We start from the raw sequence: 18,557 nt of genomic DNA, 5'->3' as shown, positions 1-18,557 counted from the left end.
CAGGCCACCACCCCGGCTATAATCACCGCCACCTTTTGCCGCCATCCGAGTCTAGCCCGCCCATGTATACTCTGGCCCGCCAGCTGTTGTTCAAACTCTCCCCGGAAACCTCCCACGATCTGTCCCTGGACCTGATCGGTGCCGGTGGCCGCCTGGGGCTCAATGGCCTGGTATGCAAGGCACCGGCGAAAGTGCCGGTGTCGGTGATGGGGTTGAACTTCCCCAACCCGGTCGGGCTGGCAGCCGGCCTGGACAAGAACGGCGCGGCCATCGACGGGTTTGCGCAGTTGGGTTTCGGCTTTGTCGAAATCGGCACCGTAACGCCGCGGCCGCAACCGGGCAACCCCAAGCCGCGCATTTTCCGCCTGCCGGAAGCGGAGGCGATCATCAATCGCATGGGCTTCAACAACCTCGGGGTCGACCATCTGCTGTCGCGGGTTCAGGCGGCGAAGTACACCGGCATCCTGGGTATCAACATTGGCAAGAACTTTGACACGCCGGTGGAGCGTGCGGTGGATGACTACCTGATTTGCCTGGACAAGGTCTATGCCCACGCCAGCTATGTCACCGTCAACGTCAGCTCGCCCAACACCCCGGGCCTGCGCAGCCTGCAATTTGGTGATTCCCTCAAGCAACTGCTCGAAGCCTTGCGCCAGCGCCAGGAAGACTTGGCCGTGCGTCATGGCAAGCGTGTGCCGCTGGCTATCAAGATAGCGCCGGACATGAGCGATGAAGAAACCGTACTGGTGGCCCAGGCCCTGGTGGATTCAGGGATGGATGCGGTGATTGCGACCAACACCACCCTCAGCCGCGTGGGCGTCGAAGGCCTGGCTCATGGTGACGAGGCGGGCGGCCTGTCGGGCGCACCGGTGCGTGACAAGAGCACCCATATCGTCAAGGTGCTGGCGGCCGAGTTGGCTGGGCGTTTGCCGATCATCGCGGTGGGCGGTATCACCGAAGGCAAGCATGCGGCTGAGAAGATCGCGGCCGGCGCCAGCCTGGTGCAGTTGTACTCCGGCTTCATCTACAAAGGCCCGGCATTGATTCGCCAGTCGGTGGATGCCATCGCTGCCTTGCGCTGAGCAGGCAATAAAAAGGGCTCCATGAAGGAGCCCCTGGGCCGAAGCCCGCCGCCCGGATGGGGCGCGCGTGGTTAAGTCGTTACAGATTCAAAGATGTGTGTGTCGCAATTAAATCCCCTGATTAGCCGACGGCGTGAAGTTCGTTGAGTCTGTGGATGCCCGCAGTGCCAGTCATACCGTCCCAGTTGTCGCCGCGTCCTTCTCGCCAGCCGTTGATCCAGGCTTGGCGTACCGACGGTAGAGTAAATGGGCAAAGCTCACGGGATTTTCCATGAACGCCATATTGATATCCGCGTAAAAATGCTCTTTCCAACGGATCACGCTTAAGTCTTCTCATAGGGTGTTTCCCTCACTTGTTGACTGTCTAGATATCCTTCGGCCTTGTCCAAGGCCGGGCAGAGTTTTTCTGCCGTTGGTGGGCTCGCTGCCGGCGTGGCGAGCCAATGTGTTGGCACCGTTACGGCGCCAACCTGTGTTGAGTTCTAACCAATAGGTCACATGTATTCAATGATCGTTTTGTCATAAGCACGTAACGATAACGATGCTATAGCCATAAGCTGGGCTGGTTATTCGCCCCTTTTATAGGGCAAAGCCAGCTATGATGTGCCCTGCATAGAGGAAAGGTTTAATTCCTTAGTGAGAATGCCCGCCTGTTGCAGTCGGTTATTATTCGACGAAGGGTCGGAATATTTCTTTTTGTTGCGCAACATTCTTCTTCTGCCTCGCCCATAAAGGCTCAAGAGCCCGCCAGACGGGGTGGAACGGCACATTCGTGCCACGCGAGCACTCTTCGAGAAAAGTGCTTGATTGAAAACCGAACCGGCGATGCGTCGCCTGTTCACTTATTGCTGAAAAGCCTGGAATGCCCCATGTCGGACCGTTTTGAACTCTTCCTCACCTGCCCCAAGGGCCTCGAAGGCCTGCTGATCGAGGAAGCCGTCGGGCTTGGCCTTGAGGAAGCCCGCGAGCACACCTCGGCCGTGCGCGGCATGGCCGACATGGAAACCGCCTACCGCTTGTGCCTCTGGTCGCGCCTGGCCAACCGTGTGTTGCTGGTGCTCAAGCGCTTCCCGATGAAGGACGCCGAGGATCTTTACCACGGCGTGCTGGACATCGAATGGGCTGACCACATGGTCCCCGACGGTACCCTCGCGGTGGAGTTCAGCGGCCATGGCTCGGGCATCGACAACACCCACTTCGGCGCGCTGAAGGTCAAGGATGCGATCGTCGACAAACTGCGCACCCCGACCGGCGAACGTCCGTCCATCGACAAGATCAACCCTGACCTGCGCATTCACCTGCGCCTGGACCGTGGCGAAGCCATCCTGTCCCTGGACCTTTCCGGCCACAGCCTGCACCAGCGCGGCTACCGCCTGCAGCAGGGCGCGGCACCCCTGAAGGAAAACCTGGCGGCGGCGATCCTGATCCGCGCCGGCTGGCCGCGTATTGCAGCCGAAGGCGGCGCACTCACAGACCCGATGTGCGGTGTGGGTACCTTCCTGGTCGAGGGCGCGATGATCGCCGCCGACATGGCCCCCAACCTCAACCGTGAACTCTGGGGGTTCACTACCTGGCTGGGCCACGTCCCGGCGCTGTGGAAAAAACTGCACGCAGAAGCCACTGAGCGTGCCGCCATCGGCATGAACAAGCCGCCGTTGTGGGTACGTGGCTACGAAGCCGACCCGCGCCTGATCCAGCCCGCACGCAACAACATCGAACGCGCCGGCCTGAGCCACTGGATCAAGGTGTACCAGGGCGAAGTGGGCACGTTCGAGCCGCGCCCGGACCAGAACCAGAAAGGTTTGGTGATCTGCAACCCACCCTACGGTGAGCGCCTGGGTGATGAAGCCAGCCTGTTGTATCTCTATCAGAACCTCGGCGAACGCTTGCGCCAAGCCTGTATGGGCTGGGAAGCCGCAGTGTTCACCGGCGCGCCGGACCTGGGCAAGCGCATGGGTATCCGTAGCCACAAACAGTATTCGTTCTGGAACGGCGCATTGCCGTGCAAATTGTTGCTGATCAAGGTCAACCCGGATCAGTTCGTCACTGGCGAGCGCCGCACTCCTGAACAGCGCCAGGCCGAACGTGAGCAAGCGGCCTACGACCAGGCCCCGAGCGAGCCGGCAGAGCGTCAGTACAACAAGAACGGCAACCCGATCAAGCCCGCCCCGGCCCCCGTGGTGGAGCAGGCGCGCTTGAGCGAAGGCGGGCAGATGTTTGCCAACCGCCTTCAGAAGAACCTCAAGCTGCTGGGCAAATGGGCCAAGCGCGAAGGGGTGGATTGCTACCGTGTGTATGACGCCGACATGCCTGAGTACTCCATGGCGATCGACCTGTACCACGATTGGGTGCACGTGCAGGAGTACGCCGCGCCTAAATCCATCGACCCGGAAAAAGCCTCGGCCCGCATGTTCGATGCCCTGGCGGCCATTCCCCAGGCACTGAACGTCGACAAGAGCCGTGTGGTGGTCAAGCGTCGTGAGCGTCAGAGCGGCACCAAGCAATACGAGCGTCAGAGTGCCCAAGGTAAATTCACCGAGGTCAGTGAAGGCGGCGTGAAGTTGCTGGTCAACCTTACCGATTACCTGGACACCGGCCTGTTCCTCGACCACCGCCCGATGCGCATGCGCATCCAGAAGGAAGCGGCGGGCAAGCGTTTCCTCAACTTGTATTGCTACACCGCCACCGCGAGTGTGCATGCCGCCAAGGGCGGTGCGCGCAGCACCACCAGCGTCGACCTGTCCAAGACCTACCTGGACTGGGCGCGTCGCAACTTCTCCCTCAACGGTTTTTCCGACAAGAACCGCCTGGAACAGGGTGACGTGATGGCGTGGCTGGAAGCGAGCCGCGATGAATTCGACATGATCTTCATCGACCCGCCGACCTTCTCCAACTCCAAGCGCATGGAAGGCATCTTCGACGTGCAGCGTGACCATGTGCAGTTGCTCGACCTGGCCATGGCGCGCCTGGCGCCGGGTGGCGTGTTGTACTTCTCCAACAACTTCCGCAAGTTCCAGCTAGAAGACAACCTCAGCGAACGCTATGCGGTCGAGGAAATCAGCGACAAGACCATCGACCCGGATTTTGCGCGCAATGCCAAGATCCACCGCGCCTGGAAAATCACCGCACGCTGATTTTCCCCTGTAGGAGCGAGCTTGCTCGCGAAGATCGTCAACGATACCGCGGATATCCTGGATGAACGCGGTGCCTGTGAGTTTTTCGCGAGCAAGCTCGCTCCTACAGTAAGCCTCTGTGGCGAGGGAGCTTGCTCCCTCGCCCACAATAAGTCCGTGACGGTTTTACGCTGGTCAAACACCCTGCCGATGGCTATAACTTAAGCCCTAGCCAAAGTGACACCCCCGCACACTGGCGCTGTGAGTGTTGCCTATGCCGATGCAAGTCGTTCGCCCGAAAATCCTTGGTTTTATCAGTGAGCAGGCATCGGCTTGGCTGGTGGCATTGGTGGTGTTATTGATCGGTAGCGCGCTGACGGTGGTCGTCGCGTGGGCGGCATCCGACTTATATCAGCAACAGGTGCGCCAGCGGTTCCAGTTGCTGGTCAACGAGCGCTACACCCGCATCCAGGAACGTTTTGAAGACCAGGAGCAACGCCTGGGTAGCTTGCAGCGCTTTTTCGTCAATTCCGGCGAGGTGTCTCGCGCCGAGTTCGACGGTTTCGCCAAACCGCTGTTGTTGCATGCCCGTGCCTATGCCTGGGCCCCACGGGTATTTCGCACGCAGCGCAACCTGTTTGAGCAGGACATTTCTCGCCAGCGCGGCATTCCCTTCAGTATCCGCGAACTGAATACTGCAGGTGAGTTGGCACCAGCGGCCGAACGCGATGAATATGTACCGGTGCTGTACAGCCAGACGCAAAGTCTGCTGGGCTCGCCGCTGGGCTTTGATCTGCTGGCCCAACCCCTGCGTCGCTCAGCCCTGGAGCGTGCGCAAGAAAGCGGCCAGCTGGCAGTGTCGCAACCCATGCAGTTGGTGGGGGTGGAACCCGCATATGCCGCAGGCGTGTTGTTGGTGGCGCCCGTGAGCAAACTCGCTGGTGCCGAGCCCTACGGTTATGTGATGGCGGTGATCAGCATGCGTCAGCTGGTAGCCGAGGGGTTGCCCAGGCCCAACCGGGACAACCTGGTGATGCAGATCGTAGACACCTCCGACACCCAGCAACGGGTGTTGTATGCCTCCAGCAACACCTTGGGCAGCAGCGGCTTGACGGCTGCGCGCCGCCTCACCCTGGGCGATCATGTCTACGCCCTGAGCCTGAGCGCCAGCGAAGTGTTCGACAGGGCCAACCATTCTTCGATGCACACCATTCTGGCGATGGGCGTGTTGCTCAGCGCCTTGCTCAGTGCGCTGCTTTACATGCTGGTGAGCCAGCGCCAGCGCGCACTGAAACTGGTGGAGCAACGCACCGTTCAATTGCGTGCCCGCGAGCAGGAGTTGCGTGGCGCCCATGGGCAATTGCGCAGCGTGCTGAATGCGGCGACTCAAGTGGCGATCATTGCCACGGACCTGCGCGGGGTGATCAACACCTTCAATGCCGGTGCCGAGCAGATGCTGGGCTTTACGGCCGAGGAGGTGCTGGGGCATATGACCTTGGACCGTCTGCACGTAGCCATGGAACTCGACGCCCGCGCTGAGCCGTTGAGCAGGGCGCTGGGCAAGCGCATCCCCGCGAGCCAGGCGATGCTGGTGGAGAGCCCGGACAGTCAACATGAAGGGCGTGAGTGGACGCTGGTGCGCAAGGACGGCAGCCAACTGACGGTCAACATGTTGCCGACCGTGCTCTTGGATGACCATGGCCTGTGGGTCGGGCACCTGGCGATTTACCTGGATGTCACCGAGCAAAAGCGCGCCTATGAGGCCCTTGCTGTACGCGACCGTCTGCTGAAAAAACTCAGCGCCCACGTGCCGGGTGGGATCTTCCAGTTCACCCTGGAGCCCCAGGACACCTGGCGTTTCATCTATGCCAGCGAAGGCATGCGCGATATCTATGAAATCGAACTGGGCATGCTGCAGCAGGATGCGGGCAAAGTGCTGGAGCGCATTCACCCCTTGGACCTGGAGCGCGTGCGTGCGTCGATACGCCTTTCTGCGTTGCAACTGAGCCATTGGCGCGAAGAGTACCGCGTGCAATTACCCCAACGAGGCCTGCGCTGGATTCGCGGCGAAGCGACGCCGGAAGAGTTGCCGGGAGGCGGTACGCTTTGGCACGGTTATGTGTCGGATATTTCTGATCTCAAACGGGTCGAGGAAGAACTGCGTGCGCTGTCCATCACCGACTCTCTGACAGGGATCTATAACCGTCGCTATTTCCAGGATCGCCTCAAGGGCGAAATGCTCCGGCTCAACCGTATGTCTGGCGCGCTGTCGTTGATCATGCTCGATATCGACCACTTCAAGCGCATCAACGATCAGCACGGCCATGCCGTGGGCGACGGCGTGCTGCAGGAGTTGTGCAAGCGTATCGGCCAACGCTTGCGCCGCACCGATGTGTTTTGCCGGATCGGCGGGGAAGAGTTTGTGGTGCTGTGCCCCAACACCGATGGCGCCCAGGCCTACAGCCTGGCGATGCAGTTGTGGCAGTCGCTGCGCGGTGCGTCGATGGAGCCGGTGGGGGTTGTCACCGCCAGCTTCGGCGTGGCCAGTTGGCGGCTCGACGAAGGTATCGATGGCTTGCTGCTGCGCGCGGATTCGGCGGTGTACGTGGCCAAGCAGGCGGGCAGGGATCGGGTCGAGGAAGCCCTGACGCTTGAATGATCGTTCCCACGCTCTGCGTGGGAATGCATCCTAAGACGCTCCGCGTCACGCCTTGAGCGCGGACGCAGAGCGTCCAAAACAGCATTCCCACGCAGGGCGTGGGAACGATCAGACAGGGTGATGTGGTGCTTTAGAGAACCGGTGCGGCTGCAACGGCCTTCGGCTGGCGATACAGGTCCAGCAGCACCTGATCCAGCACCGACGAGGCTCCCCAAGGCTTGGCGTCGTTGAGAATCGCCACCACCGCCCAGGTATTGCCATTGTTATCGCGGCTGTAACCGGCGATGGCGCGTACGGTGTTCAAGGTGCCGGTCTTCACATGGGCTTCGCCGCGCAGGGCGGTGGTTTTCAGGCGTTTACGCATGGTGCCGTCGGTGCCGGCGATCGGCATCGAGCTGATGTACTCCGCCGCATAAGGGCTTTTCCACGCGGCTTGCAGCATGGCCGCCATCTCGCGGGCGCTGACCCGTTCGGCGCGGGACAGGCCGGAGCCGTTTTCCATCACCAGGTGCGGCGCGGTGATGCCTTTTTTGGCCAGCCACTGGCGCACGACACGTTGCGCGGCCTTGGCATCGTCGCCATCGGCATCGTTGCGAAACTGTGCACCCAGGCTCAGGAACAACTGCTGGGCCATGGTGTTGTTACTGTATTTGTTGATGTCACGGATGATCTCCGCCAGGTCCGGCGAGAAGGCCCGGGCCAGGACTTTGGCATCCTTGGGCACCGGTGCCTGGATATCACGGCCCTGGATGGTGCCGCCCAACTCCTTCCAGATCGCCCGCACGGCGCCTGCGGTGTAGGTGGCGTGGTCGAGCAGCGACAGGTAGGTCTGCGAGCTGCAGCCATCACCCAGTTGGCCGCTGACGGTCACGGTCACGCTGCCGTCGGCGGCGGTCACCGGGCTGTAGCGCACGTCACCGGTGCACTGTTTGGCGTTGGTGACTTTCACCTGGTTGTCGATGCGGATGCTGGCAATCGGCGGTTCGACCGATACGATCACCCGTCCTGAATCATTGCGGGTCACGAAGCGCAGGGCCTTGAGGTTGACCAGCAAGGCGTCGGGCTTGACCAGGAATGGCTTGTTCTCATCGTTGCCGTCGTCGTTGAACTCGGGCAATTGCGGCTGGTTGAAGAAATTTCGGTCCAGCACCAGGTCACCGGTGACTTGCTGCACACCATTGGCACGCAGGTCGCGCATCAGCAGCCAGAGTTTTTCCATGTTCAGCTTGGGGTCGCCGCCGCCCTTGAGGTACAGGTTGCCGCGCAACACGCCGCCGCTGAGGGTGCCATCGGTGTAGAACTCGGTCTTCCACTGATGGTTGGGGCCGAGCATTTCCAGGGCCGCGTAAGTGGTGACCAGCTTCATGGTGGAGGCCGGGTTCACCGAGACGTCGGCGTTGAAAACCGTAGGGGTACCAGGGCCGTTCAGGGGCAGCATCACCAGGGACAGCGCGGTATTTTGCAGCTTGGCCTTCTGCAAGGCCTGGGCAACGCTGGGTGGCAGGGTGTTATTGACGGGAGCGGCGCAAACGGAAAAGGCCAGGGGCAAGACAACACTGGCAAGTAACACTGAACGCAAAGATTTGATCATAAGAAATAAAACCCTACTGCTGAGGAGGGTGAAAAAGGCGAGGGGTATGGAAGAAAATCCCTCAGTGGTCACGAAAGTGTCGGCATTATGCCCCAAGCTGGCGCCACGTGTAGCTGAACGATAGCTGCTAATCGTGGTTTTTTTGCGCGCATTTGCCCGTCGGTCCCAGAGAGTCGGGCAATTGCCGCCTTAAACTGCTAAAGTGCCGCCCGTTAATACTTATGAGGATTGTTCCAATGGCGACTAACCGTTCCCAGCGTCTGCGCAAAAAACTGTGCGTTGATGAATTTCAAGAGCTGGGTTTCGAACTGAACCTGGACTTCAACGAAGGCCTGAGTGAAGAAGCTATCGACGCTTTCCTCGAAGCATTCATCAAAGAAGCCATGGAAGCCAACGGCCTGGGCTATGTCGGCGGCGATGACTACGGTCTGGTTTGCCTGCAGAAGCGTGGCTCGGTCTCCGAAGAGCAGCGTGCTGCGGTCGAAGCCTGGCTCAAAACCCGTTCCGAGCTGACCAAGGCTGAAGTCAGCCCGTTGCTGGACGTGTGGTATCCAGAAAAGCCGATCAACGCGGCTAAGTGATACTGAAAAAAACGGCGACCTGAGGGTCGCCGTTTTTTTATGCCTTGCGCCAATTCAGAATCAGCAGCGTCAACACCCCCGCCACAATCCCCCAGAACGCCGACCCGATGGAAAACAACGTCAAGCCTGACGCGGTGACCATAAAGGTGATCAGCGCCGCTTCCCGTTCCTTCGGCTCATTCATGGCGATGCTCAAGCCATTGATGATCGAGCCAAACAACGCCAACGCCGCAATCGACAGCACCAACTCCTTGGGCAGCGCCGCGAAGAGTGCCGCCAGCGTGGCGCCGAATACCCCGGCAATTCCATAGAACACCCCGCACCACACCGCCGCGGTGTAGCGCTTGTTGCGGTCTTCATGGGCGTGGGGGCCGGTGCAGATCGCGGCACTGATCGCCGCCAGGTTGATGCCGTGGGAGCCGAACGGTGCCAGCACCAACGACGCCAGGCCGGTGGTGGTGATCAATGGCGAAGCCGGCACGGTATAGCCGTCGGCGCGCAGTACGGCTACGCCGGGCATGTTCTGCGAGGTCATGGCCACCACGAACAGCGGAATGCCGATGCTGATGGTCGCCGCCAGCGAGAAGTGCGGCGTCGTCCAAACAGGCGTCGCCACCTCCAGATGAAAGCCGCTGAAATCCAACAACCCCATCAGCCCTGACAAGGCGGTGCCGATGAGCAAGGCGGCCAGCACGGCATAGCGCGGCGACAGGCGCTTGATGATCAGGTAGGTGAAGAACATCCCCAGCACCAGCCCGGTACGGTGCTGGGCGGCGACGAAAATTTCGCTGCCGATCTTGAACAGAATCCCCGCCAGCAGCGCCGCCGCCAGTGAGGCCGGAATCCGCTTGACCAGTTTCTCAAAGCTGCCGGTCAACCCGCAGACCGTCACCAGTACCGCACAGGTGATGTAGGCACCGATGGCCTCGCCATAACTCACGCCGCCCAGGCTTGTGATCAACAGCGCCGCGCCAGGGGTGGACCAGGCGATGGTGATCGGTGTGCGATAGCGCAGGGACAGGCCGATGCTGCACACCGCCATGCCGATGGAAATCGCCCAGATCCACGAAGAAATCTGCGCGGTGGTCAAGCCAGCGGCCTGGCCGGCCTGGAACATCAGCACCAGGGAGCTGGTATAGCCGGTCATCATGGCGATAAAGCCGGCGACGACGGCCGACGCAGAAGTGTCGGCCAGTGGGCGCAAGGGCGCTTGGGTGGCGTCGGTCATGGAGAGGTGTTCCTTTTTACCTGACTCCGCACGCTGTAGGAGCGAGCTTGCTCGCGAAAATCGCCAACGATAACGCGGGCAATCAGATTAAACGCGGCGCCCTTGGGTTCTTCGCGAGCAAGCTCGCTCCTACAGTGGGATGTCGTTCATGGGAAATCGTGGATTCAAGCCTAAACTCAAACGTAACCAGTCATTGCAATACAGCCGAGCCCGCAAACAGCCGTACAGTGTGTTGGCACAGTGGGTTGTGTACAATGTGCGCTGTTTTTAGGTGATACTTGCCAGCGACACGCTGTTGCCGTATTACCGTTAATTCGCCGTTCTCAAACCCGAGTGCCCATGAACGAACAGTTGCAACCTCTCAAGAAACAACCGCGAGCCGGCAAGGCCGGTCGCAGCGGAACCCAGGACGATATCGTCTATGCGCATATCTTCGAGGCGATCCTTGAACAACGCCTGGCGCCCGGAACCAAATTGAGTGAAGAGGCACTGGGCGAGATCTTCGGCGTGAGCCGCACCATCATTCGCCGCGCGCTGTCGCGCCTGGCCCATGAAAGCGTGGTACTGCTGCGGCCCAATCGCGGTGCGGTGGTTGCCAGCCCAAGCGTCGAAGAAGCACGCCAGGTGTTCATGGCCCGGCGCTTGGTGGAGCGGGCGATCACAGAATTGGCGGTGCAGCACGCCACGACCGAGCAGTTGGCCGAGTTGCGCCAGATGGTCAACGACGAGCGCGACAGCTTCTCCCGTGGTGACCGTGGCGCCGGTATCCGTCTCTCCGGCGAATTTCACTTGAAGCTGGCCGAAGCCGCGAAGAACGCGCCGCTGATCAGCTTCCAGCGCAGCCTGGTGTCGCAGACGTCATTGATCATCGCCCAGTACGAAAGCGGCAACCGCTCGCACTGTTCCTACGATGAACACACCCAGTTGATCGACGCGATCGAAGCCCGTGATGCGACGTTGGCGGTGAACTTGATGATGCATCACATGGATCACATCGACAGCAAGCTCAACCTCGATGAAGAGAGCGCGTCGGATGATTTGCATGCGGTGTTTTCGCATCTTTTACAGACTAAAAAACCTGGGCGCTCGTCTGTAAAGTTGTAAACCCAATCAAATGTGGGAGCAGGGCTTTTGTGGGAGCCGGGCTTGCCCGCGATGCAGGCGCCGCGGTGTATCAGTTACACCGCGGTGATGCTATCGCAGGCAAGCCAGCTCCCACACAAGCCAGCTCCCACACAAGCCAGCTCCCACATGGGTTGTGTGTAGCTTGAATCAGCGCTGGTGCACGAGCTGGCCGGCTGCATAGGTCTGCAGTACCGTCCGATCATCCCCCAGCGTCATCAGCACAAACAACGTCTCGGCAATGTTATTGGCCTGTTTCAGGCGATAGCTCAGCAGCGGCGTGGCGTTGTAATCCAACACCAGGAAGTCTGCATCGGTACCTGGCTGCAAGGTGCCGATCTTGTCTTCCAGGCGCAACGCCCGCGCGCCGCCCAGGGTCGCCAGGTACAGCGACTTGAACGGGCTCAGCCGCGCACCTTGCAGTTGCATGACCTTGTAGGCTTCGTTCAGGGTTTGCAGCAGCGAGAAGCTGGTGCCGCCACCCACGTCGGTGCCCAGGCCCACGTTCAAGTTGTGTTTCTCGGCCATCGGCAGGTTGAACAGGCCACTGCCGAGGAAGAAGTTCGAAGTCGGGCAGAACGCCACCGCCGAGCCAGTCTCTGCCAGCCGTGCGCATTCGTCATCACACAGGTGTACGCCGTGGGCAAACACCGAGCGCTCGCCGAGCAGCTTGTAATGGTCGTAGACATCCAGGTAGCCGTTGCGCTCCGGGAACAGCTCATTGACCCACTCGATTTCCTGCTTGTTCTCGCTGATGTGGGTCTGCATGTACACATCCGGGTATTCGCCCAGCAGCTGCCCGGCCAGCGTCAGTTGCTCCGGCGTGCTCGTAGGCGCGAAGCGTGGCGTCACCGCATAGTGCAGGCGGCCCTTACCGTGCCAGCGCTCGATCAGCGCCTTGCTTTGCTGGTAGCTGGATTCGGCGGTGTCGGTCAGGTAGTCCGGTGCGTTGCGGTCCATCATCACCTTGCCGGCGATCATGCGCAGGTCGAGTTTCTCGGCCGCTTCAAAGAATGCATTCACCGATTGCGGGTGCACGCTGCCGAACACCAGCGCGGTGGTGGTGCCGTTGCGCAGCAGTTCCTTGATGAAGATATCGGCGACTTCTTCGGCGTGAGCCTTGTCGGCAAACTGGCTTTCACAGGGGAAGGTGTAGGTGTTGAGCCAGTCCAGCAACTGTTCGCCATAGGCGCCGACCATACCGGTTTGCGGCAGGTGGATATGGGTGTCGATCAAGCCAGGGGTGATCAGCGCGTCCTGGTAATGGGTGATGTCAATATCGGCGGGCAGGCTCGGCAGCAGGTCGCTGGCGTGACCAAGGGCGCTGATCTGGCCGTTGTCGATCACCAGCAGGCCGTCCTCGAAATATTCGTAGGAGGCATCGATCCCAACAACGGCAGGGTCGGCGATGCTGTGCAGGATGGCGGCACGGTAGGCTTTGCGAGTCAAAGGCATGATCGTCTCAATTTAGATAGCGTGGCTGCGGCGCGAAGCCGGCAGCAGTTTGGCAATAGGTTCGGCGCCGGCAAGGTGCTGGCCGAAATTGGCGTTATAGGTGGCGATGATTTCGCCGGCGATGGAGATGGCGATCTCCACCGGTAGCTTGCCCTTGACCTCGGGGAGGCCCATGGGGCAGCGCATGCGCTGTAACTGCGTGGCATCAAAGCCACGGTCACGCAGGCGGTGTTCGAATTTGACCCGCTTGGTTTTCGAGCCGATCAGGCCGAAGTAGGCGAAGTCGTTGCGCTTGAGCAGGGCGGCGGTCAGTTCCAGGTCCAGCGCGTGGTTGTGGGTCATGACGATGCAGTAACTGCCTGCTGGCAAGTCGGCAATTTCGTCGACCGGCTCTTCGCTGACGATTTTACGCACGCCTTGGGGAATGTGCTGCGGGAATTCCTGCTCGCGGGAATCGATCCAGCGCACCCGGCAGGGCAGGCTTGCCAGCAATGGCACCAACGCACGGCCGACATGGCCGGCGCCAAATACAGCGATGTGCGCCTGCGCCTGGCCCATGGGCTCGAACAGCAGCACGGTCACGCCGCCGCAGCATTGGCCCAGGCTGGCGCCGAGGCTGAAGCGCTCCAGGTGGGTGTTCTGCTGGCCGCGTACCAACATGTCCCGGGCGATCTGCATCGCCTTGTATTCCAAGTGCCCGCCGCCGATGGTGTCGAAGGTGTGCGTTGCGCTGATGACCATCTTGGAACCGGCGTTGCGCGGGGTGGAGCCGAGTTCTTCGATGATGGTGACGAGCACGCAGGGTTCGCCCTGGTTTTGCAGGGTGGCGAGGGCGCTGATCCAGTTGTCCATGTCTACCTCCAGTCAGATCGTTCCCACGCTCTGCGTGGGAATGCATACCATGACGCTCAGCGTCACTAGAGCGGACGCACAGCGTCCAGGGCGGCATTCCCACGCGGAGCGTGGGAACGATCAACAGCCTTTAGCACCTGCAACTGCCGCATCTGCTCACACCCCCACAACACCCGCTCGGGCGTGGCCGGCGCATCAATTTTGGGCTGATGGCGATAATCACCGAGGCTCGCGACTGCATCCTTGATCGCACACCACGAGGCAATCCCCAGCATGAACGGCGGCTCGCCCACGGCCTTGGAATGGAACACCGTGTCCTCCGGGTTCTTGCGGTTCTCTACCAGCTTCACCCGCAGGTCCAGCGGCATGTCGGCCACCGCCGGGATCTTGTAGCTGGCCGGGCCGTTGGTCATCAGCTTGCCCTTGTTGTTCCACACCAGCTCTTCCATGGTCAGCCAGCCCATGCCCTGGATGAAGCCGCCTTCCACCTGGCCGATGTCGATGGCCGGGTTCAGCGAGGCACCCACGTCGTGCAGGATGTCGGTGCGCAGCATTTTGTATTCGCCGGTCAGGGTGTCGACGATCACTTCGCAGCAGGCCGCCCCGAACGCGTAGTAGTAGAACGGCCGCCCGCGTGACTGGCTGCGGTCGTAGAAGATTTTCGGGGTTTTGTAGAAACCTGTGCTGGAGAGCGATACCTGGGCGAAATACGCCTGCTGGATCAACGCTTCGAAGCTGAGGATCTGCTCGCGCACGCGCACATGGCCGTTGCGAAACTCCACGTCCGCCTCGCTCACGTCGTACTTGCGCGCCGCAAATTCCACCAGGCGCTGCTTGATGGTTTCGGCCGCATTCTGCGCGGCCTTGCCGTTCAGGTCGGCGCCGCTGGAGGCAGCGGTGGGGGAGGTGTTGGGCACCTTGTCGGTGTTGGTGGCGGTGATCTGGACGCGGTCGATGTCTACTTGGAACACTTCGGCCACGACTTGCGCAACCTTGGTATTCAAGCCCTGGCCCATCTCGGTGCCGCCGTGGTTCAGGTGGATGCTGCCGTCGGTGTAGATATGGATCAGTGCGCCAGCCTGGTTGAGGAAGCTGGCGGTGAACGAAATACCGAATTTCACCGGGGTCAGCGCCAAGCCCTTTTTCAGGATCGGGCTGTGGGCGTTGTACAGGCGGATCGCTTCGCGGCGCTCGGCATATTGGCTGCTGGCTTCCAACTCGGCGGTCATTTCTTCGAGCATGTTGTGCTCGACGGTCTGATAGTAGTGGGTGACGTTGCGCTCGGTCTTGCCGTAGTAGTTGGCCTTGCGCACGGCCAGCGGGTCTTGGCCCAGATGGCGCGCGATGGCGTCCATCACCTCTTCGATGGCGACCATGCCCTGGGGGCCGCCGAAGCCGCGATAGGCGGTGTTGGAGGCGGTATTGGTCTTGCAGCGATGGCCGTTGACCGTGGCGTCGCCCAGGTAATACGAGTTGTCGGCGTGGAACATGGCGCGGTCGACAATCGAGTTGGACAGGTCCGGCGAACAGCCGCAGTTACCCGCCAGCTCCAGGTTGATGCCGTGCAGGCGGCCGTTGTCGTCAAAGCCCACGTCGTATTCGATATAGAAGGGGTGGCGCTTGCCGGTCATCAGCATGTCTTCGACCCGTGGCAGGCGCATCTTGGTCGGCTGGCCGGTGAGGCGCGCCACCACGGCGCACAGGCACGCCGGGCTGGCGGCCTGGGTTTCCTTGCCGCCAAAGCCACCGCCCATGCGGCGCATGTCCACCACAATCTTGTTCATCGACACATCCAGCACTTCCGCCACCAGCTTCTGCACTTCGGTGGGGTTTTGCGTGGAGCAATAGACGATCATGCCGCCATCTTCGGTGGGCATCACCGAAGAGATCTGGGTTTCTAGGTAAAAGTGTTCCTGGCCGCCGATATGCAAAGTGCCCTGGATGCGGTGCTTGGCACTTGCCAGCGCAGCGGCCGAATCGCCGCGCTGGTGAGTGTGGCTGTCGAGCACGAAGTGCTTGTTGCGAAACGCCTCGACCACATCCAGCACTGGCTCCAGGTCTTCATATTCGATCACCGCCGCCATTGCCGCCTTGCGTGCGGTCTCCAGGTCGCGGGCGGCCACGGCCAGCACCACCTGGCCGACGAACTGCACGGTGTCGATGGCCAGCAGTGGGTCGCCGGGCATCAACGGGCCGATGTCTTTCAGGCCCGGTACGTCTTCGTGGGTGATGACTATGCGTACGCCGTCGAAGGCATAGCAGGGCGCGGTATCGATGCTGATGATGCGGGCGTGGGCACGGTCGGACATGCGCGCATACAGGTGCAACTGGTTGGGGAATTCCAGGCGGTCATCGATGTACTGCGCTTCACCGCTGACGTGCTTGGCGGCGCTGTCATGCTTGACGCTGCGCCCCACCCCGGTGGTGAGGTCCTGGGCAAACAGTGCGGCAAGTTCGGCCTGGGTTTTTACCACGGCGTGATGGTTAGACATAAGCGGTCACCCGAGTCTCGATGTGCGGCGTTTGCAGTTCGATGAAGTATTTGCGCAGCAGGTTCTGCGCGCTGAGCAGGCGGTATTCCTTGCTGGCGCGAAAGTCCGACAGTGGGGTGAAGTCCTGTGCCAGGGCGGCGCAGGCTTTCTCGACCGTGGCCAAGTTCCAGATGGCGCCCAACAACGCGGCCTCGCAATTTTTTGCGCGTTTTGGTGTGGCGGCCATGCCTCCGAAGGCAACGCGAGCCGCGCTGATCACACCGTTGTCGATCTTCAGGTTGAACGCCGCGCACACGGCGGAAATATCATCGTCCAGGCGCTTTGACACCTTGTAGGCCCGAAACAGCGTGTGGCCCTTGGGCACGATGATAGTCTCGATGAACTCACTGTCCTGGCGGGCGGTGACGCGGTAGTCGATGAAGTAGTCTTCCAGCGCCAGGGTACGGCGGGTGTTGCCCTTGCACAGTACGATCTGCGCGCCCAGGGCAATCAGCAGCGGTGGCGAGTCACCAATGGGCGAAGCGTTGCCGATATTGCCGCCCAGGGTGCCTTGGTTGCGAATTTGCAGGGAGGCGAAGCGGTGCAGCAGTTCGCCGAAGTCCGGGTATTCGTGGTGCAGCGCGGCGTAGCAGTCGGAGAGGGCGGTGGCTGCGCCGATTTCCAGGCGGTCGTCGAACTGCTCGATGCGTTTCATGGCTTCAATGTTGCCCACGTAGATCATCACCGGCAGGGTGCGGTGGAACTGGGTGACTTCCAGCGCCAGGTCAGTGCCACCGGCCAGCAGGCGGGCCTGCGGGTAGGCGTCATAGAGGTCGGCCAGGTCGGCGACGGTCAGCGGCACCAGGCAGCGCTTGTCACCGCTGTTGAGTTCACCGGTCTGGGTCGGCGCGATGGCCTTGAGGCGGGCGATGGTTTCAGCCTGGCGGCTGTCGAATTGATCCTGGGGTTTGTTGCAGCAGGCCTGTTCGGCAGCGGCGAGGATCGGGCGATAACCGGTGCAGCGGCACAGGTTGCCGGCCAGGGCTTCATGGGCTTTCTGGCTGTCGGGGGCGTCGCTGTTTTTTTGCAGGGCAAACAGCGACATCACAAAACCTGGGGTGCAAAAGCCGCACTGCGAACCGTGGCACTCGACCATGGCCTGTTGCACGCTGTGCAGTTGGCCCTGGTGCTTGAGGTCTTCGACGCTGATCAGTTGTTTGCCGTGCAGTGACGACACGAACGTCAGGCAGGAATTGAGGCTGCGATAACGAATCTGCTCGGCGCCTTGCTCGTCGGTGTGTAACTCGCCGACCACCACGGTGCACGCGCCACAGTCGCCGCTGGCGCAGCCTTCCTTGGTACCGGGTTTGCCCACATGCTCGCGCAGATAATTGAGCACGGTCAGGTTGGGGTCCAGGGCGTGCTCGCTACGGAGTTCCTGGTTAAGTAAAAACTGGATCACGGAAGGCCTCGCAGACTCATTATTGTTGTTAACCGCTTTGCGCCGAATCTAGTCATGTCTGACTTTTCGGTCAATTGTTTTCTGACCTAAGGGTCAAGAAAATGCGGTCGCAACACTTTCAATTATGGTCCAGTCTTCTGGAACCGGCGTTTTTGGCGGCTTACAGGCTTTCAACGTTGCTTATTTCGTGCCAAATTCGCCACGGTGGGCGTAGCGCCATCAGCGGGCCAATGCGCTACACTGCCGCGCTTGTACCGATAGCAGATTTTGAAGGGAAAACATGACGTTCAAGGCGCCGGACAGTCTCGCCGAGCAAATTGCTCACCACCTCGCCGAACGTATCATTCGCGGCGATCTCAAGCCTGGGGAGCGGATCCAGGAACAGAAGGTCACGCTGGCGCTCAACGTCAGCCGTGGTTCCGTGCGCGAAGCTTTGCTGATCCTTGAGCGCCGCCATCTGATCGCGATCCTGCCGCGCCGTGGCGCCCACGTCACCGAACTCACCGCGCACAAGGTGCAGAGCCTGTGTACGTTGATGGGCGAGATGTACATCCTGCTCGGCAATGCGGTTGCCGAAGGCTGGCAGACCCAGGCCGACATGGCGCCGTTTCTGCAGATCCAGCAACGCCTTCAATTGAGCCTGGAGCGCGAGGACATCCGCGCGTTCGTCGAAGAAAGCTTCAACGTGATGCGCGCCGCGTACCCCTTCGCCAACAACCCGTATTTGCAGGAAACCGTCGAAAACCTGCAGCCGGCGATGAACCGCGCTTATTACCTGGCCCTGGATCAGCGCAAGGCGTCCATGAGCGAGTTCCAGGCGCTGTTCGCGCAATTGCTCGCCGCGGTACTGGCCCGTGACCTGGCGCAGATTCGCCTGGTACTCACAGCCTATTGCCAGCGCAGCAGTTCGCTGGTCATCGCAGCCTTGGCGGACGCCTAAG

At 60.9% G+C, this 18,557-nt stretch carries 13 protein-coding genes; 6 read left to right on the top strand and 7 right to left on the bottom strand.

The genetic code is table 11. The annotated features are described in order from the left end of the window. Positions 1–62: 62 nt before the first annotated feature. Positions 63–1,082, top strand: a complete 1,020-nt coding sequence (locus E1K68_RS20285; RefSeq protein ID WP_003193260.1) for a quinone-dependent dihydroorotate dehydrogenase — start codon at positions 63–65, stop codon at positions 1,080–1,082. Positions 1,083–1,203: 121 nt separating this feature from the next. Here the strand turns inward: E1K68_RS20285 and E1K68_RS20280 are convergent, their stop codons facing one another. After that, a complete protein-coding gene (locus E1K68_RS20280; RefSeq protein ID WP_002553055.1) occupies positions 1,204–1,419 on the bottom strand; it encodes a ribosome modulation factor in 216 nt (71 codons plus the stop codon). A gap of 532 nt (positions 1,420–1,951) precedes the next feature. On the opposite strand from E1K68_RS20280, the gene rlmKL reads away from it, so the two are divergent. Continuing rightward, positions 1,952–4,216: a bifunctional 23S rRNA (guanine(2069)-N(7))-methyltransferase RlmK/23S rRNA (guanine(2445)-N(2))-methyltransferase RlmL gene (gene rlmKL / locus E1K68_RS20275; RefSeq protein WP_034128371.1), complete on the top strand. Its 2,265-nt coding sequence runs from the start codon at positions 1,952–1,954 to the stop codon at positions 4,214–4,216. A 253-nt stretch (positions 4,217–4,469) separates the two neighbouring features. After that, positions 4,470–6,854 (top strand): diguanylate cyclase, encoded by a 2,385-nt coding sequence (locus tag E1K68_RS20270; RefSeq protein WP_120248448.1) that lies wholly within the window; start codon positions 4,470–4,472, stop codon positions 6,852–6,854. A 130-nt stretch (positions 6,855–6,984) separates the two neighbouring features. On the opposite strand, the gene dacB is transcribed toward E1K68_RS20270, so the two are convergent. Then, positions 6,985–8,445 carry a D-alanyl-D-alanine carboxypeptidase/D-alanyl-D-alanine-endopeptidase gene (gene dacB, locus E1K68_RS20265; protein WP_169856730.1) on the bottom strand — a complete coding sequence of 487 codons (1,461 nt, stop codon included), beginning with the start codon at positions 8,443–8,445 and terminating at the stop codon, positions 6,985–6,987. A gap of 236 nt (positions 8,446–8,681) precedes the next feature. On the opposite strand from dacB, the gene E1K68_RS20260 reads away from it, so the two are divergent. Beyond that, positions 8,682–9,026 (top strand): YggL family protein, encoded by a 345-nt coding sequence (locus tag E1K68_RS20260; RefSeq protein ID WP_003193255.1) that lies wholly within the window; start codon positions 8,682–8,684, stop codon positions 9,024–9,026. A gap of 37 nt (positions 9,027–9,063) precedes the next feature. On the opposite strand, the gene E1K68_RS20255 is transcribed toward E1K68_RS20260, so the two are convergent. Further along, positions 9,064–10,254 (bottom strand): benzoate/H(+) symporter BenE family transporter, encoded by a 1,191-nt coding sequence (locus E1K68_RS20255; protein WP_003193253.1) that lies wholly within the window; start codon positions 10,252–10,254, stop codon positions 9,064–9,066. A gap of 339 nt (positions 10,255–10,593) precedes the next feature. Between E1K68_RS20255 and E1K68_RS20250 the strand changes: the two genes are divergently transcribed. Beyond that, a complete protein-coding gene (locus tag E1K68_RS20250; RefSeq protein WP_003193251.1) occupies positions 10,594–11,358 on the top strand; it encodes a GntR family transcriptional regulator in 765 nt (254 codons plus the stop codon). 168 nt (positions 11,359–11,526) lie between these two features. On the opposite strand, the gene guaD is transcribed toward E1K68_RS20250, so the two are convergent. The 4 genes from guaD to xdhA form a co-directional block, all read right to left on the bottom strand. Beyond that, complete coding sequence (gene guaD, locus E1K68_RS20245) at positions 11,527–12,831, bottom strand: guanine deaminase (RefSeq protein WP_212614584.1); 1,305 nt, start codon at positions 12,829–12,831, stop codon at positions 11,527–11,529. A 12-nt stretch (positions 12,832–12,843) separates the two neighbouring features. Then, positions 12,844–13,683: a xanthine dehydrogenase accessory protein XdhC gene (gene xdhC / locus E1K68_RS20240; protein ID WP_137205140.1), complete on the bottom strand. Its 840-nt coding sequence runs from the start codon at positions 13,681–13,683 to the stop codon at positions 12,844–12,846. 65 nt (positions 13,684–13,748) lie between these two features. Next, positions 13,749–16,175, bottom strand: coding sequence for a xanthine dehydrogenase molybdopterin binding subunit (gene xdhB, locus E1K68_RS20235; protein ID WP_212614583.1), 2,427 nt, complete (start codon positions 16,173–16,175; stop codon positions 13,749–13,751). After that, positions 16,168–17,616, bottom strand: a complete 1,449-nt coding sequence (xdhA, locus tag E1K68_RS20230) for a xanthine dehydrogenase small subunit (protein ID WP_003193245.1) — start codon at positions 17,614–17,616, stop codon at positions 16,168–16,170. The genes xdhB and xdhA overlap by 8 nt, the downstream gene beginning before the upstream one ends. A gap of 280 nt (positions 17,617–17,896) precedes the next feature. Here xdhA and E1K68_RS20225 point away from each other — a divergent pair, with 280 nt between their 5' ends. Continuing rightward, positions 17,897–18,556: a GntR family transcriptional regulator gene (locus E1K68_RS20225; protein WP_034136171.1), complete on the top strand. Its 660-nt coding sequence runs from the start codon at positions 17,897–17,899 to the stop codon at positions 18,554–18,556. The last annotated feature ends 1 nt before the right edge of the window (position 18,557 follow it).

The sequence above is a fragment of the Pseudomonas sp. B2021 genome (assembly GCF_018135665.1).
Lineage (GTDB): Bacteria > Pseudomonadota > Gammaproteobacteria > Pseudomonadales > Pseudomonadaceae > Aquipseudomonas > Aquipseudomonas lactis.
Note: the sequence above shows the minus strand (reverse complement) of the source record. Positions and strands in the feature narration are given on the sequence as shown.